The sequence below is a fragment of the Ramlibacter pallidus genome, from assembly GCF_015070875.1.
GTDB classification, from domain to species: Bacteria; Pseudomonadota; Gammaproteobacteria; order Burkholderiales; family Burkholderiaceae_C; genus Ramlibacter; species Ramlibacter pallidus.
Genome location: NZ_JADDIV010000001.1, coordinates 826,438 through 846,749, shown reverse-complemented (window position 1 = coordinate 846,749; position 20,312 = coordinate 826,438). Strand labels below are relative to the sequence as shown.

The following is a 20,312-nucleotide window of genomic DNA, read 5'->3' as shown; positions in this document are numbered from 1 at the left end:
GCTGGAGTGTCCGAAAGGGCCTCCAGCCTTTGCCGCTTGTAGAGAGCAGCAAAAAGACACCCGTTGGCGGGAGTTTTTTTAGTGTTCTTTGATCCGACTGCAAAGAACTGCTTGGTTCGGGCGCCGTGCAATGCGGTGCCGTCCGCCAAGGTTGGTAGTGGCCAACCCGCCAAGACTGCCCCCCGCCTGGGGCGCGACAGTTGCGAGACCTGACCCGGAGATCTCATGGCCTATTCCTATACCGAACGCAAGCGCATCCGCAAGAGCTTCGGCAAACGCGACAGCGTGCTCGAAGTCCCGTACCTGCTGCAGATGCAGAAGGATGCGTACACCGCCTTCCTCCAAGCCGACGTGGCGCCGCAGAAGCGGACCATCGAAGGCCTGCAAGCCGCGTTCGACTCCGCCTTCCCGATCGTGTCGCACAACGGGTTCGTGGAGATGAAGTTCATCGAATACAACCTGGCCAAGCCCGCCTTCGACGTGCGCGAGTGCCAGACGCGTGGCCTGACCTACGCCTCGGCCGTGCGCGCCAAGGTGCAGCTGATCATCTATGACCGCGAGTCCTCGACTCCGGGTTCCAAGGTCGTCAAGGAAGTGAAGGAGCAGGAGGTCTACATGGGCGAAGTGCCGCTCATGACCGACAAGGGCTCGTTCATCATCAACGGCACCGAGCGTGTCATCGTGTCCCAGCTGCACCGTTCGCCCGGCGTGTTCTTCGAGCACGACAAGGGCAAGACGCACAGCTCGGGCAAGCTGCTGTTCTCCGCGCGGATCATCCCGTACCGCGGCTCCTGGCTCGACTTCGAGTTCGACCCGAAGGACGTGCTGTACTTCCGCGTCGACCGCCGCCGCAAGATGCCGGTCACGATCCTGCTCAAGGCCATCGGCCTGACGCCGGAAACCATCCTGGCGAACTTCTTCGTCAACGACAACTTCCGCCTGATGGACAGCGGCGCGCAGCTGGAGTTCGTCTCCGAGCGCCTGCGCGGTGAAGTCGCCCGCTTCGACATCACCGACAAGTCGGGAAAGGTCGTGGTGCCGAAGGACAAGCGCGTCACGGCCCGCCACACGCGCGAGCTGGAGCAGTCCGGCACCACGCACATCAGCGTGCCCGAAGACTTCCTGGTCGGCCGCGTGGTCGCCCGCAACATCATCGACCCGGACACGGGCGAGATCATCGCCAAGGCCAACGACGAGCTGACGGAAGCGCTGCTGAAGAAGCTGCGCACGGCCGGCATCCAGGACATCCAGGCGATCTACACGAACGAACTGGACCAGGGTCCGTACATCAGCCAGACCCTGCGCATCGACGAGACCGTCGACGAGTTCGCCGCGCGCGTGGCCATCTACCGCATGATGCGCCCCGGCGAGCCGCCGACCGAGGACGCGGTGCAGGCCCTGTTCCAGCGCCTGTTCTACAACCCGGACACGTACGACCTGTCGCGCGTGGGCCGCATGAAGTTCAACGCCAAGGTCGGCCGCGACGAGAGCACCGGCCCGATGGTCCTGACCAACGACGACATCCTCGCCGTGGTCAAGATCCTGGTGGACCTGCGCAACGGCCGCGGCGAAGTCGACGACATCGACCACCTGGGCAACCGCCGCGTGCGCTGCGTCGGCGAACTGGCCGAGAACCAGTACCGCACCGGCCTGGCCCGCATCGAGAAGGCCGTCAAGGAGCGCCTCGGCCAGGCCGAGCAAGAGCCGCTGATGCCGCACGACCTGATCAACTCCAAGCCGATCTCCGCGGCGCTCAAGGAGTTCTTCGGCGCGTCGCAGCTGTCGCAGTTCATGGACCAGACCAACCCGCTGTCCGAGATCACGCACAAGCGCCGCGTCTCGGCCCTGGGCCCGGGCGGCCTGACGCGCGAGCGCGCCGGCTTCGAAGTGCGCGACGTGCACGTCACGCACTACGGCCGCGTCTGCCCGATCGAGACGCCGGAAGGCCCGAACATCGGCCTGATCAACTCGCTGGCCTTGTACGCCCGCCTGAACGAGTACGGCTTCATCGAGACGCCGTACCGCCGCGTGCGCGACGGCAAGGTCACGATGGACATCGACTACCTGTCCGCCATCGAGGAAGGCAAGTACGTCATCGCCCAGGCGAACGCAATCCTGGACGCCGAAGGCCGCCTGACCGGCGACCTGGTGTCCGCGCGCGAGAAGGGCGAATCGATCCTGGTGTCCGCCGACCGCATCCAGTACATGGACGTGTCGCCGGCGCAGATCGTCTCGGTGGCCGCCTCGCTGGTGCCGTTCCTCGAGCACGACGACGCGAACCGCGCGCTGATGGGCGCCAACATGCAGCGCCAGGCCGTGCCGGTGCTGCGTCCGGAAAAGGCCTTCGTCGGCACCGGCATCGAGCGCGTCTCCGCGGTCGACTCCGGCACCGTCGTCACCGCCAACCGCGGCGGCGTGGTCGACTACGTCGACGCCACCCGCATCGTGGTGCGCGTGAACGACGCGGAAGCCCAGGCCGGTGAAGTCGGCGTGGACATCTACAACCTGATCAAGTACCAGCGTTCCAACCAGAACACGAACATCCACCAGCGTCCGATCGTCCAGCGCGGCGACAAGATCGCCAAGGGCGACGTGATCGCCGACGGCGCGTCGACCGACCTGGGCGAGCTCGCGCTCGGCCAGAACATGCTGGTCGCGTTCATGCCCTGGAACGGCTACAACTTCGAGGACTCGATCCTGATCAGCGAGCGCGTCGTCGCCGACGACCGCTACACCTCGATCCACATCGAGGAACTGGTGGTGATGGCCCGCGACACCAAGCTGGGCCCGGAAGAAATCACCCGCGACATCCCGAACCTGTCCGAGCAGCAGCTGAACCGCCTGGACGAGTCCGGCATCATCTACGTCGGCGCCGAAGTGCAGCCGGGCGACGTGCTGGTGGGCAAGGTCACGCCGAAGGGCGAGACCACGCTGACGCCGGAAGAGAAGCTGCTGCGCGCGATCTTCGGCGAGAAGGCTTCCGACGTGAAGGACACGTCGCTGCGCGTCGACCAGGGCTCGCAGGGCACCGTCATCGACGTGCAGGTCTTCACCCGCGAAGGCATCCAGCGCGACAAGCGCGCCCAGCAGATCATCGACGACGAGCTGAAGCGCTTCCGCCTGGACCTGAACGACCAGCTGCGCATCGTCGAAGCCGACGCCTTCGACCGGATCGAGAAGCTGCTGAACGGCCGCGAGGCCAACGGCGGCCCGCAGAAGCTGGCCAAGGGCACCAAGATCGACAAGGCCTACCTGGCTTCCGTCGAGAAGTACCACTGGTTCGACATCCGCCCGGCCGACGAGGAGATCGCCTCGCAGCTGGAGTCGATCAAGAACTCGCTGGAGCAGACGCGCCACAGCTTCGACCTAGCTTTCGAAGAGAAGCGCAAGAAGCTCACGCAGGGCGACGAGCTGCCGGCGGGCGTGCTGAAGATGGTCAAGGTCTACCTGGCCGTCAAGCGCCGCCTGCAACCCGGCGACAAGATGGCCGGCCGCCACGGCAACAAGGGTGTCGTGTCCAAGATCGTCCCGGTCGAGGACATGCCCTACATGGCCGACGGCACGCCGTGCGACATCGTGCTGAACCCGCTGGGCGTGCCTTCGCGCATGAACGTGGGCCAGGTTCTGGAAGTGCACCTGGGCTGGGCCGGCAAGGGCATCGGCCAGCGCATCGGCGACCTGCTGCAGCAGGAATCCGCGGTGGCCGAAGTGCGCTCCTTCCTCGACGAGCTGTACAACAAGTCGGGCAAGAAGGAAGCGCTCAACGAGCTGTCCGACACCGACGTGATCGAGATGGCCGGCCAGCTGGCCAAGGGCATCCCCTTCGCGACGCCGGTGTTCGACGGCGCCTCCGAGGACGAGATCCGCGGCATGCTGAAGATGGCCTTCCCGGAGGACGTCGCCAAGCGCAAGGGCCTCACGGCCACCCGCACGCAGGCCTGGCTGTGCGACGGCCGCACCGGCGACCAGTTCGAGCGCCCGGTGACCGTCGGCTACATGCACGTGCTGAAGCTGCACCACCTGGTGGACGACAAGATGCACGCCCGCTCGACCGGCCCGTACTCGCTGGTCACGCAGCAGCCGCTGGGCGGCAAGGCGCAGTTCGGCGGCCAGCGTTTCGGCGAGATGGAAGTGTGGGCGCTGGAAGCCTACGGCGCTTCCTACACGCTGCAGGAAATGCTGACCGTGAAGTCCGACGACGTGCAGGGCCGCACCAAGGTGTACGAGTCCATCGTCAAGGGCGAGCACGCGATCGATGCCGGCATGCCGGAGTCGTTCAACGTGCTGGTGAAGGAAATCCGATCGCTCGGTATCGACATCGAGCTCGAGCGTTCGTAAAAGGAAGGACAGAGTTACATGAAATCGCTACTCGACCTGTTCAAGCAGTTCACGCCGGACGAGCATTTCGATGCCATCCGCATCGGGATCGCCTCGCCCGAGAAGATCCGCTCGTGGTCCTTCGGTGAAGTCAAGAAGCCCGAGACGATCAACTACCGCACCTTCAAGCCGGAACGCGACGGCCTGTTCTGCGCCAAGATCTTCGGCCCGATCAAGGACTACGAGTGCCTGTGCGGCAAGTACAAGCGCCTGAAGCACCGCGGCGTGATCTGCGAGAAGTGCGGCGTCGAAGTGACCCAGACCAAGGTGCGCCGCGAGCGCATGGGCCACATCGACCTGGCCGCGCCCTGCGCGCACATCTGGTTCCTGAAGTCGCTGCCGTCGCGCCTGGGCCTGGTGCTCGACATGACGCTGCGCGACATCGAGCGCGTGCTGTACTTCGAGGCCTACGTCATCACCGACCCCGGCATGACCCCGCTGAAGAAGTTCGGCATCATGTCCGAGGACGACTACGACGCCAAGCGCAAGGAATACGGTGACGAGTTCGTCGCCAAGATGGGCGCCGAGGGCATCAAGGACCTGCTGGAAGGCATCGACCTCGACATCGAGATCGAGAAGCTGCGCGGCGACCTGACCGGCTCCGAGGTCAAGGTCAAGAAGAACGCCAAGCGCCTGAAGGTCCTCGAGGCCTTCAAGAAGTCCGGCATGAAGCCGAACTGGATGGTCATGGACGTCCTGCCCGTGCTGCCGCCGGACCTGCGTCCGCTGGTGCCGCTGGACGGCGGCCGGTTCGCGACCTCCGACCTGAACGACCTGTACCGCCGCGTCATCAACCGCAACTCGCGGCTGAAGCGCCTGCTGGAGCTGAAGGCGCCCGAGATCATCGCGCGCAACGAGAAGCGCATGCTGCAGGAAGCGGTGGATTCGCTGCTGGACAACGGCCGTCGCGGCAAGGCGATGACCGGCGCCAACAAGCGTGCCCTGAAGTCGCTGGCCGACATGATCAAGGGCAAGAGCGGCCGCTTCCGCCAGAACCTGCTGGGCAAGCGCGTCGACTACTCGGGCCGTTCGGTCATCACCGTGGGCCCGACCCTGAAGCTGCACCAGTGCGGCCTGCCGAAGCTGATGGCGCTGGAACTGTTCAAGCCCTTCATCTTCTCGCGCCTGGAAGCCATGGGCATCGCCACCACCATCAAGGCGGCGAAGAAGGAAGTCGAAGCCGGCACGCCGGTGGTGTGGGACATCCTGGAAGAGGTCATCAAGGAGCACCCGGTCCTGCTGAACCGCGCTCCCACGCTGCACCGCCTGGGCATCCAGGCCTTCGAGCCGATCCTGATCGAAGGCAAGGCGATCCAGCTGCACCCGCTGGTCTGCGCGGCGTTCAACGCCGACTTCGACGGCGACCAGATGGCCGTGCACGTCCCGCTGTCGGTGGAAGCGCAGATGGAAGCCCGCACGCTGATGCTGGCCTCCAACAACGTGCTGTTCCCCGCCAACGGCGAGCCCTCCATCGTGCCGTCGCAGGACGTCGTGCTGGGCCTGTACTACACGACGCGCGAGCGCACCAACGGCAAGGGCGAAGGCATGGTTTTCGCCGACGTGTCCGAAGTGCTGCGCGCGCTGGAGATGGGCGTGGTCGAACTGACCTCCAAGATCTCCGTGCGCCTGACCGAGTGGAACAAGGACAAGGACAGCGGCGAATTCGTGCCGTCCGTGCGCCTGCACGACACGACGGTCGGCCGCGCCATCCTGTCCGAGATCCTGCCGAAGGGCCTGCCGTTCAGCGTGCTGAACAAGGCGCTGAAGAAGAAGGAGATCAGCAAGCTGATCAACATCTCCTTCCGCAAGTGCGGCCTGAAGGAAACGGTGGTCTTCGCTGACAAGCTGCTGCAGAACGGCTTCCGCCTGGCCACCAAGGCCGGTATCTCCATCGCGGTGGACGACATGCTCGTGCCGCCGGAGAAGGCCGCGATCATCGAGCGCTCCGAGAAGGAAGTGAAGGAGATCGAACAGCAGTACGTGTCCGGCCTCGTGACCGCCGGCGAGCGCTACAACAAGGTGGTCGACATCTGGGGCAAGGCCGGCGACGAAGTGTCGAAGGTGATGATGGCCCAGCTTGCCAAGGAAAAGGTCACCGACCGCCACGGCAAGGAAGTGGAGCAGGAGTCCTTCAACTCCATCTACATGATGGCCGACTCCGGCGCCCGCGGTTCCGCCGCGCAGATCCGCCAGCTGGCGGGCATGCGGGGCCTGATGGCCAAGCCGGACGGCTCGATCATCGAGACGCCCATCACGGCCAACTTCCGCGAAGGCCTGAACGTGCTGCAGTACTTCATCTCCACCCACGGCGCCCGGAAGGGTCTCGCGGACACGGCGCTGAAGACGGCGAACTCCGGCTACCTGACGCGCCGCCTGGTCGACGTGACGCAGGACCTGGTGGTGACCGAGGACGATTGCGGCACCGCCGACGGCTCGCTGATGCGCGCCATCGTCGAGGGCGGCGAAGTCATCGAGTCGCTGCGCGACCGCATCCTGGGCCGCGTGGCCGCGGAGGACGTGCTGCACCCGGAAACGCGTGCGGTGATGGTGAGCGCCGCGACGATGCTGGACGAAGACCTGATCGACGAGCTGGAAGCAGCCGGCGTCGACGAGGTCAAGGTCCGCACGGCGCTGAATTGCGCCACGCGCTTCGGCCTGTGCGCGAAGTGCTACGGCCGCGACCTTGGCCGCGGCGGCCTGGTGAACGTGGGTGAGGCGGTCGGCGTGATCGCCGCGCAGTCCATCGGCGAACCCGGCACGCAGCTGACGATGCGCACGTTCCACATCGGTGGCGCGGCGTCGCGCGCCGCGGTGGCGTCCAGCGTGGATGCGAAGTCCGCCGGCTCGGTGGGCTTCAACACCACCATGCGCTACGTGACCAACAGCAAGGGCGAGCTGGTCGTCATCTCGCGTTCCGGCGAGATCGTCATCCATGACGAGCACGGCCGCGAGCGCGAGCGCCACAAGGTGCCGTACGGCGCGATCCTGGCGGTGAAGGCCGACCAGACGATCAAGGCCGGCACGATCCTGGCCAACTGGGACCCGTTGACCCGACCCATCATCACGGAATTCGCCGGCAAGGTGAAGTTCGAGAACGTGGAAGAGGGCCTGACGGTCGCCAAGCAGGTCGACGAGGTCACGGGCCTGTCGACGCTGGTCGTGATCGACCCGAAGCGCCGCGGCTCCGCCAAGGTGGTGCGCCCGCAGGTGAAGCTGGTCGACCCGGCCGGCAACGAGGTGAAGATCCCCGGCACCGACCACTCGGTGACGATCGCCTTCCAGGTCGGCTCGCTCGTCCAGGTGCGCGACGGCCAGGACGTGGGCCCCGGCGAAGTGCTGGCCCGCATCCCGGTCGAAGGGCAGAAGACCCGCGACATCACGGGCGGCCTGCCGCGCGTGGCGGAGCTGTTCGAAGCCCGTTCGCCCAAGGACAAGGGCGTGCTGGCCGAGATGACCGGCACCGTGTCGTTCGGCAAGGAGACCAAGGGCAAGATCCGCCTGCAGATCACCGATCCGGAAGGCGGCGTGCACGAGGAGCTCGTCCCGAAGGAGAAGAACATCCTGGTGCACGAAGGCCAGGTGGTGAACAAGGGCGAGTCCGTGGTCGACGGCCCGGCCGATCCGCAGGACATCCTGCGCCTGCTGGGCATGGAAGAACTGGCGCGCTACATCGTCGACGAAGTGCAGGACGTCTACCGCCTCCAGGGCGTGAAGATCAACGACAAGCACATCGAGGTGATCGTCCGCCAGATGCTGCGCCGCGTGATCATCGAGAACGTGGGCGACTCCGACTACATCGCCGGCGAACAGGTCGAGCGTTCGGAGATCCTGGACACCAACGACCGGCTGCGCAGCGAAGGCAAGATCACCGCGACCTACAGCAACCTGCTGCTCGGTATCACCAAGGCCTCGCTGTCGACCGACTCGTTCATCTCCGCCGCTTCCTTCCAGGAAACGACGCGGGTGCTGACCGAGGCGGCGATCATGGGCAAGCGCGACGAGTTGCGCGGCCTGAAGGAAAACGTCATCGTCGGCCGCCTGATCCCTGCGGGCACCGGCATGGCGTACCACGTCGCGCGCAAGGCGAAGGACCAGATGGACGAGGCCGAGCGCCGCGCCATCGCCGACGCCGAAGCGGCCGAACTGGCCGCCGTGACGGAAGGTGCCGGCACGGAGACGAACGAGGGCACGACCGCGGCCGAATAAGCCCGGTTCCCCTAAACTGGAGCGCCACTGCCCGGCTGGGCGGTGGCGCTTTTTTTCTTTTCCACGACCGATGTCCTCGTCCACCTTCCTTCCCTGGATCGTCGCGGCCGTCGCCCTGTTCTGGGCGGTGGGCGCGTACAACCGGCTGGTGCGGCTGCGCTCCGAGGCGAAGTCCGCCTTCGGCGCACTCGAGACCGAGCTGCTGAAGCAGGTGCAGCTGGTGCAGGCCTGCATCCCGCCCGAGGACGAGCAGCAGGACTCGCAGTTCTCGGGCGGCAGCGCCTTCTGGGGCGGTCTGCAGGGCGCCGGCGCGCAGCTCGCCGCATCGCTGGCGGCGGCCAAGGTCAAGCCGCTCGACCCCGAGCGGATCGCCGCGCTCGGGGCGGCGCAGGAAGTGCTGGGCACCGCATGGGAACGTGCCGAGCGCGACGACGCCCATGACCTGGCCGGCCCGCGGCTGCCGGAGAACACGAGCAGCGAACGGGTCCAGCTGGTGCGCATGGCGCAGGCCGCCACGGAGCAGTTCAACCAGGCGGTCACCCGCTACAACGAGGGCATCGGGCAGTTCCCCGCGATCCTGCTCGCCTGGCTGTTCGGCTTCGAGCCGGCCCGCGGGCTGCGCACCCGCCCATGACGTCATAGCCGCAAGTTCTTTGCGGGCGGCGCCGATGCTTCGTATAGTCGCGGCTGAGAACGAGGAGGCAACCGTGAAGATGAAGAACGTCCTGATGGCCGCCGCGGCCATCGCATCGCTGGGCGCGCAGGCGCAATCGGCCGACGCGCTCTACGTGCGCAGCCTGGCCGCCAACTGCTCCAATTGCCATGGCACCAACGGCCGCACGGCCGAGGGGTCGGCCGTTCCCGGGCTGGCCGGCATGCCGCGCGACTACATGCTGCAGCAGCTGCAGGCCTTCCGCGACGGCACCCGTCCCGCCACCGTGATGCACCAGATCACGAAGGGCTTCACGCCGGCGCAGCTGCAGCAGATCGCCGGCTACTTCGCCGCCCAGCCCAAGTGAGGACGACCATGCAAAGACGATCCTTCCTCCAGTCTTCCTCCGCTCTCGGCCTCCTGGGCCTGGCCGGCTGCGCCACTACCGGCGTCCCTTCGCGGGCACAGGTCGTCGTGATCGGCGGCGGCTACGGCGGCGCCACCGCCGCGAAGTACGTGCGGCTGCTGTCGGACCACAAGGTCAACGTCGTGCTCATCGAGCCGAACGAAGCCTTCGTATCCTGCCCGATGTCGAACCTGGTGATCGGCGGCAGCCGCCAGATCGCCGAGATCACCACGCCCTACACCGGTCTCGCCCGCACCCATGGCGTCCAGGTGGTGCGCGACATGGCGGCGTCGGTGGACACCCAGCGCAAGGTCGTCACGCTCGCGCGCGGCGGCACCATCGGCTACGACAAGCTGATCGTGTCGCCCGGGGTTGACCTGCAGTTCGGCGCCATCGAGAACCTGCAGGCCGCCAACGCCTCCGGGCGTATCCTGCAGGCCTGGAAGGCCGGCTCCGAAACCGTGGCGCTGCGCCGGCAGCTCGAAGCGATGCCGGACGGCGGCGTCTACGCGATCACCATCCCCGAGCAGCCCTACCGTTGCCCGCCCGGCCCGTACGAGCGCGCCTGCCAGGTCGCCTGGTACTTCAAGACCGCGAAGCCGCGCAGCAAGGTGCTGGTGCTCGATGCCAACCCCGACGTCACGTCGAAGGGCGCGCTGTTCAAGAAGGTGTGGGCCGAGCAGTACGGCGGCATCGTCGAATACCGGCCGCAGCACAAGGTGCTGGCGGTCGACCCGCGCGACGGCCTCATCAAGTTCGAGGTGCAGGAGGACGTGAAGGCCCAGGTGCTCAACGTGCTGCCGCCCATGCGTGCCGGCACCATCGCGCAGCAGGCCGGCCTGTCCAACGTCGCCAACAACCGCTGGTGCGGGGTCGACTACCAGACCTTCGAATCGACCGCCGCTCGCGACGTGCACGTGATCGGCGACTCGATCCAGATCGCGCCCGCCATGCCCAAGAGCGGCCACATGGCCAATGCGCATGGCAAGGTCGCGGCGGCCGCGGTGGTGGCGCAACTGGCGGGCTGGGCGGTGAACCCGGCGCCCATGCTCACCAACACCTGCTACAGCTACGTCGACAACCGCAACGTGATCCACGTCGCGAGCGTGCACGAGTACGTGGCGGCGGAGAAGACCTTCAAGACGGTGGCGGGCTCCGGCGGCCTGAGCCCGGCGCCGAACGAGACCGAAGGCGTGTACGCCTGGAACTGGGCCCAGAACATCTGGGCCGACAGCCTGGCCTGAACGGGTGCCAAAATGGCCGGATGACGAGTCCGGCCCCACCCCTCTGGCGGCAGCTTCAGGCTGCCGCTTCCGTTTTGGCGGGGGTGCGGCGCGGCGAGTCCACCAGCACGGGCCTGGCGCGCGTCCCTTCCGAGCTGCGGCCGGCCGCCCAGGCGCTGGCGTACCACGCGCTGCGCCATCTCGGCCGCGCGGAGGCCCTGCGCAAGCAACTGGCCAAACGGCCGCCGCCGCCCGAAACCGACGCGCTGCTTTGCACCGCGCTGGCGCTCGCATGGCGGGAAGAGGGCGCGCCGTACCCTGCCTTCACGCTGGTGGACCAGGCGGTCGAAGCCGCCAAGCGCGCACCCGAGACTCGCGCGCAACAGGCGTTCGTCAACGCCTGCCTGCGCCGCTTCCTGCGCGAACGCGAGGCGCTGGTGGCCGCGACCGACGCGGACCCGGTCGCCCGCTGGAACCACCCGAAGTGGTGGATCGCCCGCCTGCGGCAGGACCACCCCGCGCAGTGGGAGCAGATTCTGGGAGCCAACAACGCCCCGGCGCCCATGACATTGCGCGTGAACACGCGCAAGGCGACGGTGGCCGAGATGCAGGACCGACTTGCCGCGGCCGGTATCGCGGCCGAACCCATCGCCGAGCACGGTCTCGTGCTCGCGCAGCCGCTGCCCGTCGATGCGATCTCCGGTTTCGGCGACGGGCTGCTGTCCGTGCAGGACGCCGGAGCCCAGCTCGCTGCGCCGCTGGTGCTCGACGGCTTGGCCGACGGTGCCGGCCTGCGGATCCTCGACGCCTGCGCGGCCCCGGGCGGCAAGACGGCGCACCTGTGCGAGCTCTCCCGGGCCGAGGTCCTGGCACTGGACGTCGACCCCACGCGCTGCGAGCGCATCCACCAGAACCTGCAGCGGCTCGGCCTGCCGGCGCAGGTCCGGGCCGCCGACGCCGCCGAGCCGGCCACGTGGTGGGACGGCACCCTGTTCGACGCCATCCTGCTGGATGCGCCGTGTACCGCTTCCGGCATCGTCCGGCGCCACCCGGATGTGCGATGGTTGCGCCGCGAGAGCGACGTCGCGCAGCTCGCCGCGCAACAGAAGCGTCTGCTCACTGCGCTCTGGCCCCTGCTGAAACCTGGGGGTCGCCTCGTCTATTGCACCTGTTCCGTGTTCCGGGCGGAGGGTGACGCGCAGGTGGCGGCGTTTCTTGCACACAACAGCGAAGCCGTTTTGCGGCCCGGCCCTGGCCATTTATTGCCCCGCAACCGGGCCCGGGCCGAGGGGCTCCCGGACAATCAGCCGAGTGACCACGACGGCTTCTTCTACGCGGTGCTGCAAAAGAGTGCACTGGATGCACCGGCCCGCCAGGATGCTTGAGCGCAGCGCCTGGTCCTGGCTCTGCGCCTTCTTCCTCCTCTGCGCCGGCGTGAGCGCCTGGGCGCAGCCTTCGGCCGCCGAAGTCACCCAGATGCAGGTGGAGCGCACCGAGGAGGGCGTCCTGCTCAGCGCGACCGTGCGCTTCGAGCTGCCGCACGCGGTGGAGGACGCGCTGGCCAAGGGCATCCCCATGTTCTTCGTGGCGGAGGCCTCCATCTACCGTGACCGCTGGTACTGGTACGACAAGCGCGTGACCACGGCCACGCGCCACATGCGCCTGTCCTACCAGCCGCTCACGCGCCGCTGGCGCCTGCAGGTGTCGTCCGGTCCCGTGGGCCAGTCGGGGCTGGCGCTGGGGCAGAGCTTCGACACGCGCGAGGAGGCGCTTGCCGCGGTGCAGCGCCTCTCGCGCTGGCGCATCGCCGAACCCGGCGAGATCGACCCGGCGTCGGAGCACAACGTCGACTTCCGCTTCCGGCTGGACGTCTCGCAGCTGCCCCGGCCGTTCCAGATCGGCGCCGTCGGCCAGAGCGAATGGAACATCATCGCCATCCGCAACCAGCGGCTGCCGCAGGACGTGGCGCGATGAACCGCCCGCGCGCGCCCGAGGGACCCGCGCGCCGGCTGGTGCAAGGTTCGCGCGCCTGGCGCTGGGCCCTGGCCGTGGGCATCGCCGTGGCCATCGCCATCGGCATCGTGCTGATGTTCCTGCTGACGCAGGCCACGAACAACCGCGAGCTCTACGAACGCAACTACGGCCGCCTGTTCGCGCTGAACATGGTGGTGGCCGGCGTGCTGCTCGCCGTGATCCTCTGGGTGTTCGTGCGGCTGGCCTCGCGCCTGCGGCGCGGCAAGTTCGGCAGCCGCCTGCTGATCAAGCTGGCGATGATCTTCGCGCTGGTCGGCTTCGTGCCGGGCCTCCTGATCTACGTGGTGTCGTACCAGTTCGTCGCGCGCTCCATCGAGAGCTGGTTCGACGTGAAGGTAGAAGGCGCGCTGGATGCGGGGCTGAACCTGGGGCGGACCACGCTCGACGCGCTCTCTTCGGATCTCGCGAGCAAGACCCGCGGCGCCGCCGGCCAGCTGGCGCAGGTCGGCGACGCGTCGGCAGGCCTCGCGCTGGAGCGCATCCGGGAACAGCTCGACGCCGTCGACGTCGTCCTGTGGGGCGGCAACGGGCAGATGATCGCCAGCTCCGGCCAGTCGCGCTTCCAGCTCAATCCCGAACGTCCCACGACGCAGCAGCTGCGCACGGTACGGACGCAAAGGGCGTTCACCATGGTCGAGGGGCTGGACGATCCCGCCACGGCGTCGACGAGCGGCGCGCGCATCAAGGCGATCGTGCTGGTGCCGCAACCGTCGGTGGGCCTGCTCAGCGACACGCGCTTCCTGCAGGCGACGGTCACCATCCCGCCAGCGCTCGTCGCCAACGCGATCGCAGTGCAGGAAGCCAACCGCGAGTACCAGGAGCGCGCGCTGGCACGCGACGGCCTGCGGCGCATGTACATCGGCACGCTGACCCTGAGCCTGTTCCTCGCGGTGTTCGGATCGATCCTGCTGGCGGTGATCCTGGGCAACCAGCTCGCGCGGCCGCTGCTGTTGCTGGCCGCCGGCGTGAGCGAGGTAGCGGCCGGCGACCTCTCGCCCAAGCCCGCGCTGCAAGGCAAGGACGAACTCGGCGGCCTGACGCGGTCCTTCGCCGCCATGACGCAGCAGCTCTTCGACGCCCGCGCGGCGGTGGAAAAGAGCATGTACGAGGTGAGCGCGGCGCGCGCCAACCTGCAGACCATCCTGGACAACCTCACCGCGGGTGTCATCGTGCTGGACGCGCAGGGCCGCATCCAGACCTCCAACCCGGGCGCGGCCCGCATCCTGCAGCAGGCGCTGTTCGAACACCAGGGACGGCCGCTGGCGGAGGTGCCGGGCCTCGAAGAGTTCGGGTCGGCGGTGCAGCAGCGTTTCGACGAGTTCATGACCGAGACGCAGGTGGTGGACCATTGGCAGCAGCCCTTCGAGCTGAACCCGGAACGGCCGGGCGACACGCGGGCGAACGTCATCACCCTCGTGGCCCGCGGCGCGCAGTTGCCCGGCGAATCGCGCCTGCTGGTGCTGGACGACATCTCCGAGATCGTCTCGGCCCAGCGCGCGCAGGCCTGGGGCGAGGTCGCGCGGCGGCTGGCGCACGAGATCAAGAACCCGCTGACGCCGATCCAGCTGTCGGCCGAGCGCCTGGAGCGCAGGCTCTCCGCCAAGCTGGAAGACGCCGACCGCGCGATCCTGGCCAAGTCGGTGCACACCATCGTCGACCAGGTCGACGCCATGCAGCGGCTGGTCAACGAATTCCGCGACTACGCCCGGCTGCCGGCGGCCGAGCTGAAGCCCGTCGATCTCAACGGGCTGGTGAACGACGTGCTGCACCTGTACGCGCGCGAAGGCGATCCGGCGCGCAGCGCGTCGCAGGTGCCGGTGCGGGTGGAACTGGATCCGGCCTGCCCGCGCATCCTGGGCGACGCCCAGCAGCTGCGCCAGGTGATCCACAACCTGCTGCAGAACGCCCAGGACGCCACGGAGGGCCGCGAGCTGCGCGAGGTGCTCCTGCGCACCCAGTACAACGAAGCATCCCGGCGCGTCCGCCTCGTGGTCCAGGACACCGGCAGCGGCTTTCCGGACCACATCCTCAAGCGCGCGTTCGAGCCCTACGTCACGACCAAGGCCAAGGGCACGGGCCTCGGATTGGCCGTCGTGAAAAAAATCGCGGATGAGCATGGCGCCCGCATCGATCTGAAGAACCGGGTCGATGGGGGTGTCATCCAGGGGGCCCAAGTGTCGTTATCATTTGGAGTTGCGAGTTAGCAACGCCGACAAAGAGATCCGATGGCAAACATTCTGGTGGTGGACGACGAGCTCGGGATCCGGGACCTCCTGTCCGAGATCCTCAACGACGAAGGACACACCGTCGAACTCGCGGAGAACGCGGCGCAGGCCCGGGCGGCGCGCCAGCGCATGCGGCCGGATCTCGTGCTGCTCGATATCTGGATGCCGGACACGGACGGCGTCACGCTGCTGAAGGAATGGTCCACGACCGGCTTGCTCAGCATGCCGGTGGTGATGATGTCCGGCCACGCGACCATCGAGACGGCCGTGGAGGCCACCAAGATCGGCGCCCACTCGTTCCTCGAGAAGCCGATCACCATGCAGAAGCTGTTGAAGGCGGTCGAAGCCGGCCTGGCCCGCAACGCGCCGGCGGGTGCGGCAGCGGCCGTGCCGATGCGCAAGCCGGGCATGGCGGGCGTGATGCCGATGCAGGTGACCGAGCTCACCGTCGAAGCCGCCATGACCGGCGGCCAGGCGATCCCGGCGGTGGTGGAGATGGGCCCGCAGGCGCGCCAGATGTTCGAACTGGACAAGCCGCTGCGCGATGCGCGCGACGAATTCGAGAAGTGCTACTTCGAGTTCCACCTGGCCAAGGAAGGCGGCTCGATGACGCGCGTGGCCGAGAAGACGGGCCTGGAGCGCACCCACCTGTACCGCAAGCTCAAGCAGCTGGGCGTGGACTTGTCGCGCGGCAAGCGCAACAGCAGCAGCAACGCCGCCTGACGCGCGGCGCGAAGAGAGAGGGGGCTTTCCCCTCTGATATAATTTCCGGCTCACGGCCCGGTAGCTCAGTTGGTAGAGCAGCGGATTGAAAATCCGCGTGTCGGTGGTTCGATTCCGCCCCAGGCCACCAGTCAAACGGGTTCCCTGTTCTCCGGGGACTCGTGCAAGAAGGGGCTCCTCGCGGGCCCCTTTTTCATTGGCCGGCACGAAAGGCGAGCAATGATCGACCACACAGGCATCGTCGTCAGCGATTTCGGCAAGAGCAAGGCGTTCTACGTCCGGGCCCTGGCGCCGATCGGCTATGTGTTGATGGCGGAGATCCCCGCTTCGGTGACGGGCCACACCGACGTCGCGGGCTTCGGCGAACCGCCCAAGCCCGATTTCTGGATCCACAGCGGAACGCCCAACCAGCCCCCGGTGCACATCGCCTTCCGCGTGCCGACACGCGCGCTCGTCGACGCCTTCTACGCCGCCGCCATGGCCGCAGGCGGCACCGACAACGGCAAGCCGGGGCTGCGGCCGCACTACCACCCGGACTACTACGGCGCGTTCGTGCGCGACCCGGACGGGCACAACATCGAGGCGGTCTGCCACGCGCCAGCGTAGCGGCGCGGGCGCCTGCTCGCTGAAGCATGCGCTCACGATCTTGTCGCAGCCATGCAAGACCCTGCAGGGTCGCGGAACGGAACATCACCGCCTCCGAAACGAACCTGCGCGCGAGATTCGCTTGCCTTCCGGGCGGGTCCACCTCCGCGCTTCCCTGCAATGGCTTTCTCCCGCAACGTCTCCATGGTCCACGGCCTGCACGTGGAACCGGCCCCGGCGGTCCGGTCCGCCGACATCCCCTGGCTCGCGGCACCCCTGTGGATCGCGATCCTCGTCACCGCCGTCCTCTGGGCTTCGGTCGGCTGGCTCTCGACGCTTTCGCTCGATGCGCCTGACGCGGTCCCCGCGGACCTCCTGGGCATCGCGCGTCCGGCGCGCTTCCAGCCCAAGGCCGTGCCGCGCGGCGCAACGCACGCCATCTCCGAGCCCGTGACCCTGCTGCACAGCGCACGCGTGCAGCAGATCGTCGGTGTCAACGGCGAGTACTCGATCAACGGCCGGCCGTTCACGGCGGCTGCCGGCATGGTGTGGCCCGGCTCCGTGGTGCGCATGCGCGTGCGTCTCGCACCGGGCGAGTGCGAGGCGCAGGCGCGCCTCGTCGTGGGCGGACGCAGCACCGTGTTCCGCGTCGAAGCCACCGGCGAGCCCGGATGTCGTCCCGATGCAAGACAAGCCGCGGCCCCTGCCGCAGACTCCGCCGCTCCCTGAACGAGACCCCCATGCACCTGAACCTCCTGCGCCTTTCCTTCGTCTACCTGCTCGCCGGCATGCTCCTGGGCGTCGGCATGGGCGCCTCCGGCGACTTCACGCTGCGCCCCGTGCATGCGCACGTCAACCTGCTGGGATGGGCCGTGCTCGCGGTGGCGGCGCTGATCCTGCGCGTCTATCCCTACCTGCAACGCGACTGGCGTTTCCGCGGCTTCGTCTGGATCTACAACGTCGCGATGCCCGCGAGCCTGCTGGCTCTCGCCGGGATGCTGGTCGCGCTGCGGAGCGCAGGGGGCGCATCGGCGCTGGCCGGTGCGCTGAAGGTGGTGGCGATCACCTCATCGCTCGGGTTGCTGGTTTCCGTGGCCCTGCTGCTGGCGGCGCTCTGGCGGCAGCCGCAAGGCGTCGCGCAGGCCTAGCCGGCGAAGGGCCCGCCGCGCCTACACTGGCGCGCATGCCTTCCACCTCCGCGCACCGCCTCGCCGGCGAGGTCGACGTCCTCGCCTTCGACATCTTCGGCACCGTCGTCGACTGGCACGGCAGCATCGCCCGCGAGATCGCGGCGCTGCATCCGCAGGTCGACGCCGATGCCTTCGCGCTCGCCTGGCGCGAGGGCTACCGCCCGGCGATGGCGCGCGTGATGTCCGGCGAACTGGGCTGGACGCTGATCGACGACCTGCACCGCATGATCCTGGATGCGATCCTGCCGCGCTTCGGTCTCGGGCATCTCGACGAAGCCGCGCGGCGGCAGCTCAATCGCGCGTGGCACCGGCTCGCCCCGTGGCCGGATGTGGTCGAGGGCCTGCAGCGGCTCAAGCGCAGGTACACGATCTGCACGCTCTCCAACGGCAATCTCGGCCTGCTCACGAACATGGCCAAGCGCGCGGGCCTGCCCTGGGACTGCGTGCTGTCCGCCGAGGTCTTCCGTGCCTACAAGCCGGATCCCGCGACCTACCTCGGCGTGGCGAAGGTGTTCGACTTGCCGCCGCAGCGCGTGATGCTGGTCGCGGCGCACCATGATGACCTGGCCGGCGCGCGTGCGTGCGGTTTGCGGACGGCCTACGTGGAGCGGGAGATCGAATTCGGCGCGCGGCGGCCGAAGGACGTGTCGCCCCAGCCGGGCAATGACCTGCACAGCCGCGATCTGCTCGACCTCGCCGACCAGCTCGGCTGCTGAATCGACGGCCCTACGGCCGCGTAGTCAGGCACCGACAGTTCCGCGCGGGCTTGGCCGAAACGCCGGCACGCGCTTGGCCTAGGCGGGCGCGCCACGGTCCGCCGCACCATGCAATGAACCGAGGAAAGCCCATGCCTGAAGATCGCACCCCCATCGACCACGGGCTCGCGCATCCGCAGCCGGAGCGCGGGCAGATCCCGCAACCGAAGCCCCAGGCGGACGAGGATCCGCGCGAGCTGGTGCCGCACCGCACCACCGACCAGAAGCCGCAGCCCGGCGTCGGTGGCAAGGACGACTTCGTCCAGCAGCCGGATTGAAGGACCCGTCATGGTGATGTTCAAGGCGAAGTTCAGGCCGATGGCGGCGGGCGGCGACAAGCCATCGGCGAACGACAAGCCGTCGGGCGACAAGCCGCGCGCGGCGCAGCAACAGCAGCAGCCCCAGCCGGTGCCGCCGCATCCCCGCCAGGACGAGCCGGAGGCGCCCCCGATCGAAAAGGAACGCGGGCCGCAATACCCGATCAAGGAACCCGGTCCGGCGAACCCGCCGGAGCGCGTGCGCGAGCTCGCCTAGTCGCGCGTCACGCGCAGCACTTCCTCGCGCGAGGTGACCCCCTCGCGCACCAGGCGCTCGCCGTCGTCCCGCATCAGGCGCATGCCCGCGGAAAGCGCCGCCTCCCGGATCTCCGCTTCCGATGCCCGGTTGTGGATCAGGGCGCGCATGCGCTCGTCGGCCGTCATCAGCTCGAAGATGCCGGTGCGGCCGTGGTAGCCGGTGTAGCCGCAGTGCTGGCACCCGCGCGCCACGCCTTCCACTTCGACCTTGCAGTACTCGCACAACTTGCGCACCAGGCGCTGCGCCAGCACGCCCAGCAGGGAGGAACTCAGGAGGAATGGCTCCACGCCCATGTCGGTCAGGCGGGTCACCGCGCTGGCTGCGTCGTTCGTGTGCAGCGTCGCGAGCACGAGGTGGCCGGTCAGCGAGGCCTGGATCGCGATCTGCGCGGTCTCGTAGTCGCGGATCTCGCCGATCATGATGACGTCGGGGTCCTGCCGCAGGATCGCGCGCAGCGCCTTGGCGAAGTCGAGGTCGATCTTGGCGTTGACCTGCGTCTGGCCGATGCCGGGCAGCTCGTACTCGATCGGGTCTTCCACCGTCATGATGTTGCTGGTGGTGGCGTCCAGCCGGCTGAGCGCCGCGTACAGCGTCGTCGTCTTGCCCGAGCCGGTCGGGCCGGTCACCAGGATGATCCCGTGCGGCTGCCCGATCAGCTCGACCAGGCGGCGCAGCGTGTCGCCGGTCATGCCCACCGACTCCAGGCTGATGCGGCTCTCGGACTTGTCCAGCAGCCGCAGCACCGCGCGTTCGCCGTGCGCGCTGGGCAGCGTCGACACGCGCACGTCGACCGCGCGGGTGCCGATGCGCAGCGAGATCCGGCCGTCCTGCGGCAGGCGCTTCTCGGCGATGTCCAGCTCCGCCATGATCTTCAGGCGCGAGATCAGCGCCGCGTGCAGTGCGCGATTGGGCTGCACCACTTCGCGCAGCGCGCCGTCGACGCGGAAGCGCACGCTGGAATGGCGCTCGTAGGGCTCGATGTGGATGTCGCTCGCGCCGTCGCGCGCCGCCTGCGTGAGCAGCGCGTTGAGCATGCGGATGATGGGCGCGTCGTCGCTGGCTTCCAGCAGGTCTTCCACCGCCGGCAGCTCCTGCATGATGCGCGACAGGTCGGCGTCGTTCTGCACTTCGCTCACCACGGTGGCGGCGCTCGATTCGCCCTGCGCATACGCCGCGCTGATGCGCTGGGCCAGCGCCTCGGCCTCCAGCCGCTGCAGCGCGCCCACGCGGTACTTGCGCAGGACTTCCGTCCACGCCGGCGCGGGGGTGCCGGCGTGCCACAGCACCAACTGGTCGCCGTCGTCCTCCAGCAGCAGCTGCTGGCTGCGCGCGAAGCCGTAGGGCAGCGGGTAGCGCATGG

General features: G+C 68.1%; 16 protein-coding genes and 1 tRNA gene. 16 read left to right on the top strand and 1 reads right to left on the bottom strand.

Translation table 11 applies throughout. The features are described 5' to 3' along the window. Nucleotides 1-225: 225 nt before the first annotated feature. The 16 genes from rpoB to IM787_RS04265 all read left to right on the top strand — a co-directional run bounded on the left by rpoB (nt 226) and on the right by IM787_RS04265 (nt 18,910). Entirely contained in the window at nt 226-4,338 is a 4,113-nt protein-coding gene (rpoB, locus tag IM787_RS04340; protein WP_193675386.1) for a DNA-directed RNA polymerase subunit beta, read from the top strand. Nucleotides 4,339-4,356: 18 nt separating this feature from the next. Further along, the gene (gene rpoC, locus IM787_RS04335; protein ID WP_193675385.1) at nt 4,357-8,583 is read left to right on the top strand and encodes a DNA-directed RNA polymerase subunit beta'; all 4,227 of its coding nucleotides are present in this window, start codon (nt 4,357-4,359) and stop codon (nt 8,581-8,583) included. A gap of 70 nt (nt 8,584-8,653) precedes the next feature. After that, nucleotides 8,654-9,217, top strand: coding sequence for a LemA family protein (locus tag IM787_RS04330; protein WP_193675384.1), 564 nt, complete (start codon nt 8,654-8,656; stop codon nt 9,215-9,217). 79 nt (nt 9,218-9,296) lie between these two features. After that, complete coding sequence (locus IM787_RS04325; protein ID WP_193675521.1) at nt 9,297-9,602, top strand: c-type cytochrome; 306 nt, start codon at nt 9,297-9,299, stop codon at nt 9,600-9,602. An 8-nt stretch (nt 9,603-9,610) separates the two neighbouring features. After that, nucleotides 9,611-10,885: an NAD(P)/FAD-dependent oxidoreductase gene (locus IM787_RS04320; RefSeq protein WP_193675383.1), complete on the top strand. Its 1,275-nt coding sequence runs from the start codon at nt 9,611-9,613 to the stop codon at nt 10,883-10,885. A 20-nt stretch (nt 10,886-10,905) separates the two neighbouring features. After that, a complete protein-coding gene (gene rsmB / locus IM787_RS04315; protein ID WP_193675382.1) occupies nt 10,906-12,249 on the top strand; it encodes a 16S rRNA (cytosine(967)-C(5))-methyltransferase RsmB in 1,344 nt (447 codons plus the stop codon). Next, entirely contained in the window at nt 12,242-12,838 is a 597-nt protein-coding gene (locus IM787_RS04310) for a DUF4390 domain-containing protein (protein WP_193675381.1), read from the top strand. The genes rsmB and IM787_RS04310 overlap by 8 nt, the downstream gene beginning before the upstream one ends. Continuing rightward, on the top strand, nt 12,835-15,102 hold the full coding sequence (locus IM787_RS04305) for an ATP-binding protein (RefSeq protein ID WP_193675380.1): 2,268 nt from the start codon (nt 12,835-12,837) through the stop codon (nt 15,100-15,102). The genes IM787_RS04310 and IM787_RS04305 overlap by 4 nt, the downstream gene beginning before the upstream one ends. Nucleotides 15,103-15,123: 21 nt before the next feature. Beyond that, complete coding sequence (locus IM787_RS04300) at nt 15,124-15,846, top strand: response regulator (RefSeq protein ID WP_193675379.1); 723 nt, start codon at nt 15,124-15,126, stop codon at nt 15,844-15,846. A gap of 54 nt (nt 15,847-15,900) precedes the next feature. Then, nucleotides 15,901-15,976: transfer RNA gene (locus IM787_RS04295), tRNA-Phe, on the top strand. 89 nt (nt 15,977-16,065) lie between these two features. Further along, nucleotides 16,066-16,452 carry a VOC family protein gene (locus IM787_RS04290; RefSeq protein WP_193675378.1) on the top strand — a complete coding sequence of 129 codons (387 nt, stop codon included), beginning with the start codon at nt 16,066-16,068 and terminating at the stop codon, nt 16,450-16,452. Nucleotides 16,453-16,611: 159 nt separating this feature from the next. Next, nucleotides 16,612-17,160, top strand: coding sequence for a hypothetical protein (locus tag IM787_RS04285; protein ID WP_193675377.1), 549 nt, complete (start codon nt 16,612-16,614; stop codon nt 17,158-17,160). Between the two features lie 11 nt (nt 17,161-17,171). Continuing rightward, entirely contained in the window at nt 17,172-17,579 is a 408-nt protein-coding gene (locus IM787_RS04280) for a DUF2871 family protein (RefSeq protein ID WP_193675376.1), read from the top strand. 35 nt (nt 17,580-17,614) lie between these two features. Next, nucleotides 17,615-18,337 carry a haloacid dehalogenase type II gene (locus tag IM787_RS04275; protein WP_193675375.1) on the top strand — a complete coding sequence of 241 codons (723 nt, stop codon included), beginning with the start codon at nt 17,615-17,617 and terminating at the stop codon, nt 18,335-18,337. Nucleotides 18,338-18,468: 131 nt separating this feature from the next. Continuing rightward, nucleotides 18,469-18,654, top strand: a complete 186-nt coding sequence (locus IM787_RS04270) for a hypothetical protein (protein ID WP_193675374.1) — start codon at nt 18,469-18,471, stop codon at nt 18,652-18,654. 10 nt (nt 18,655-18,664) lie between these two features. Then, nucleotides 18,665-18,910 (top strand): hypothetical protein, encoded by a 246-nt coding sequence (locus IM787_RS04265; protein WP_193675373.1) that lies wholly within the window; start codon nt 18,665-18,667, stop codon nt 18,908-18,910. Here the strand turns inward: IM787_RS04265 and gspE are convergent. After that, nucleotides 18,907-20,310, bottom strand: coding sequence for a type II secretion system ATPase GspE (gene gspE / locus IM787_RS04260; protein ID WP_193675372.1), 1,404 nt, complete (start codon nt 20,308-20,310; stop codon nt 18,907-18,909). The two genes, IM787_RS04265 and gspE, sit on opposite strands and share 4 nt — an antisense overlap. Nucleotides 20,311-20,312 lie beyond the last annotated feature (2 nt).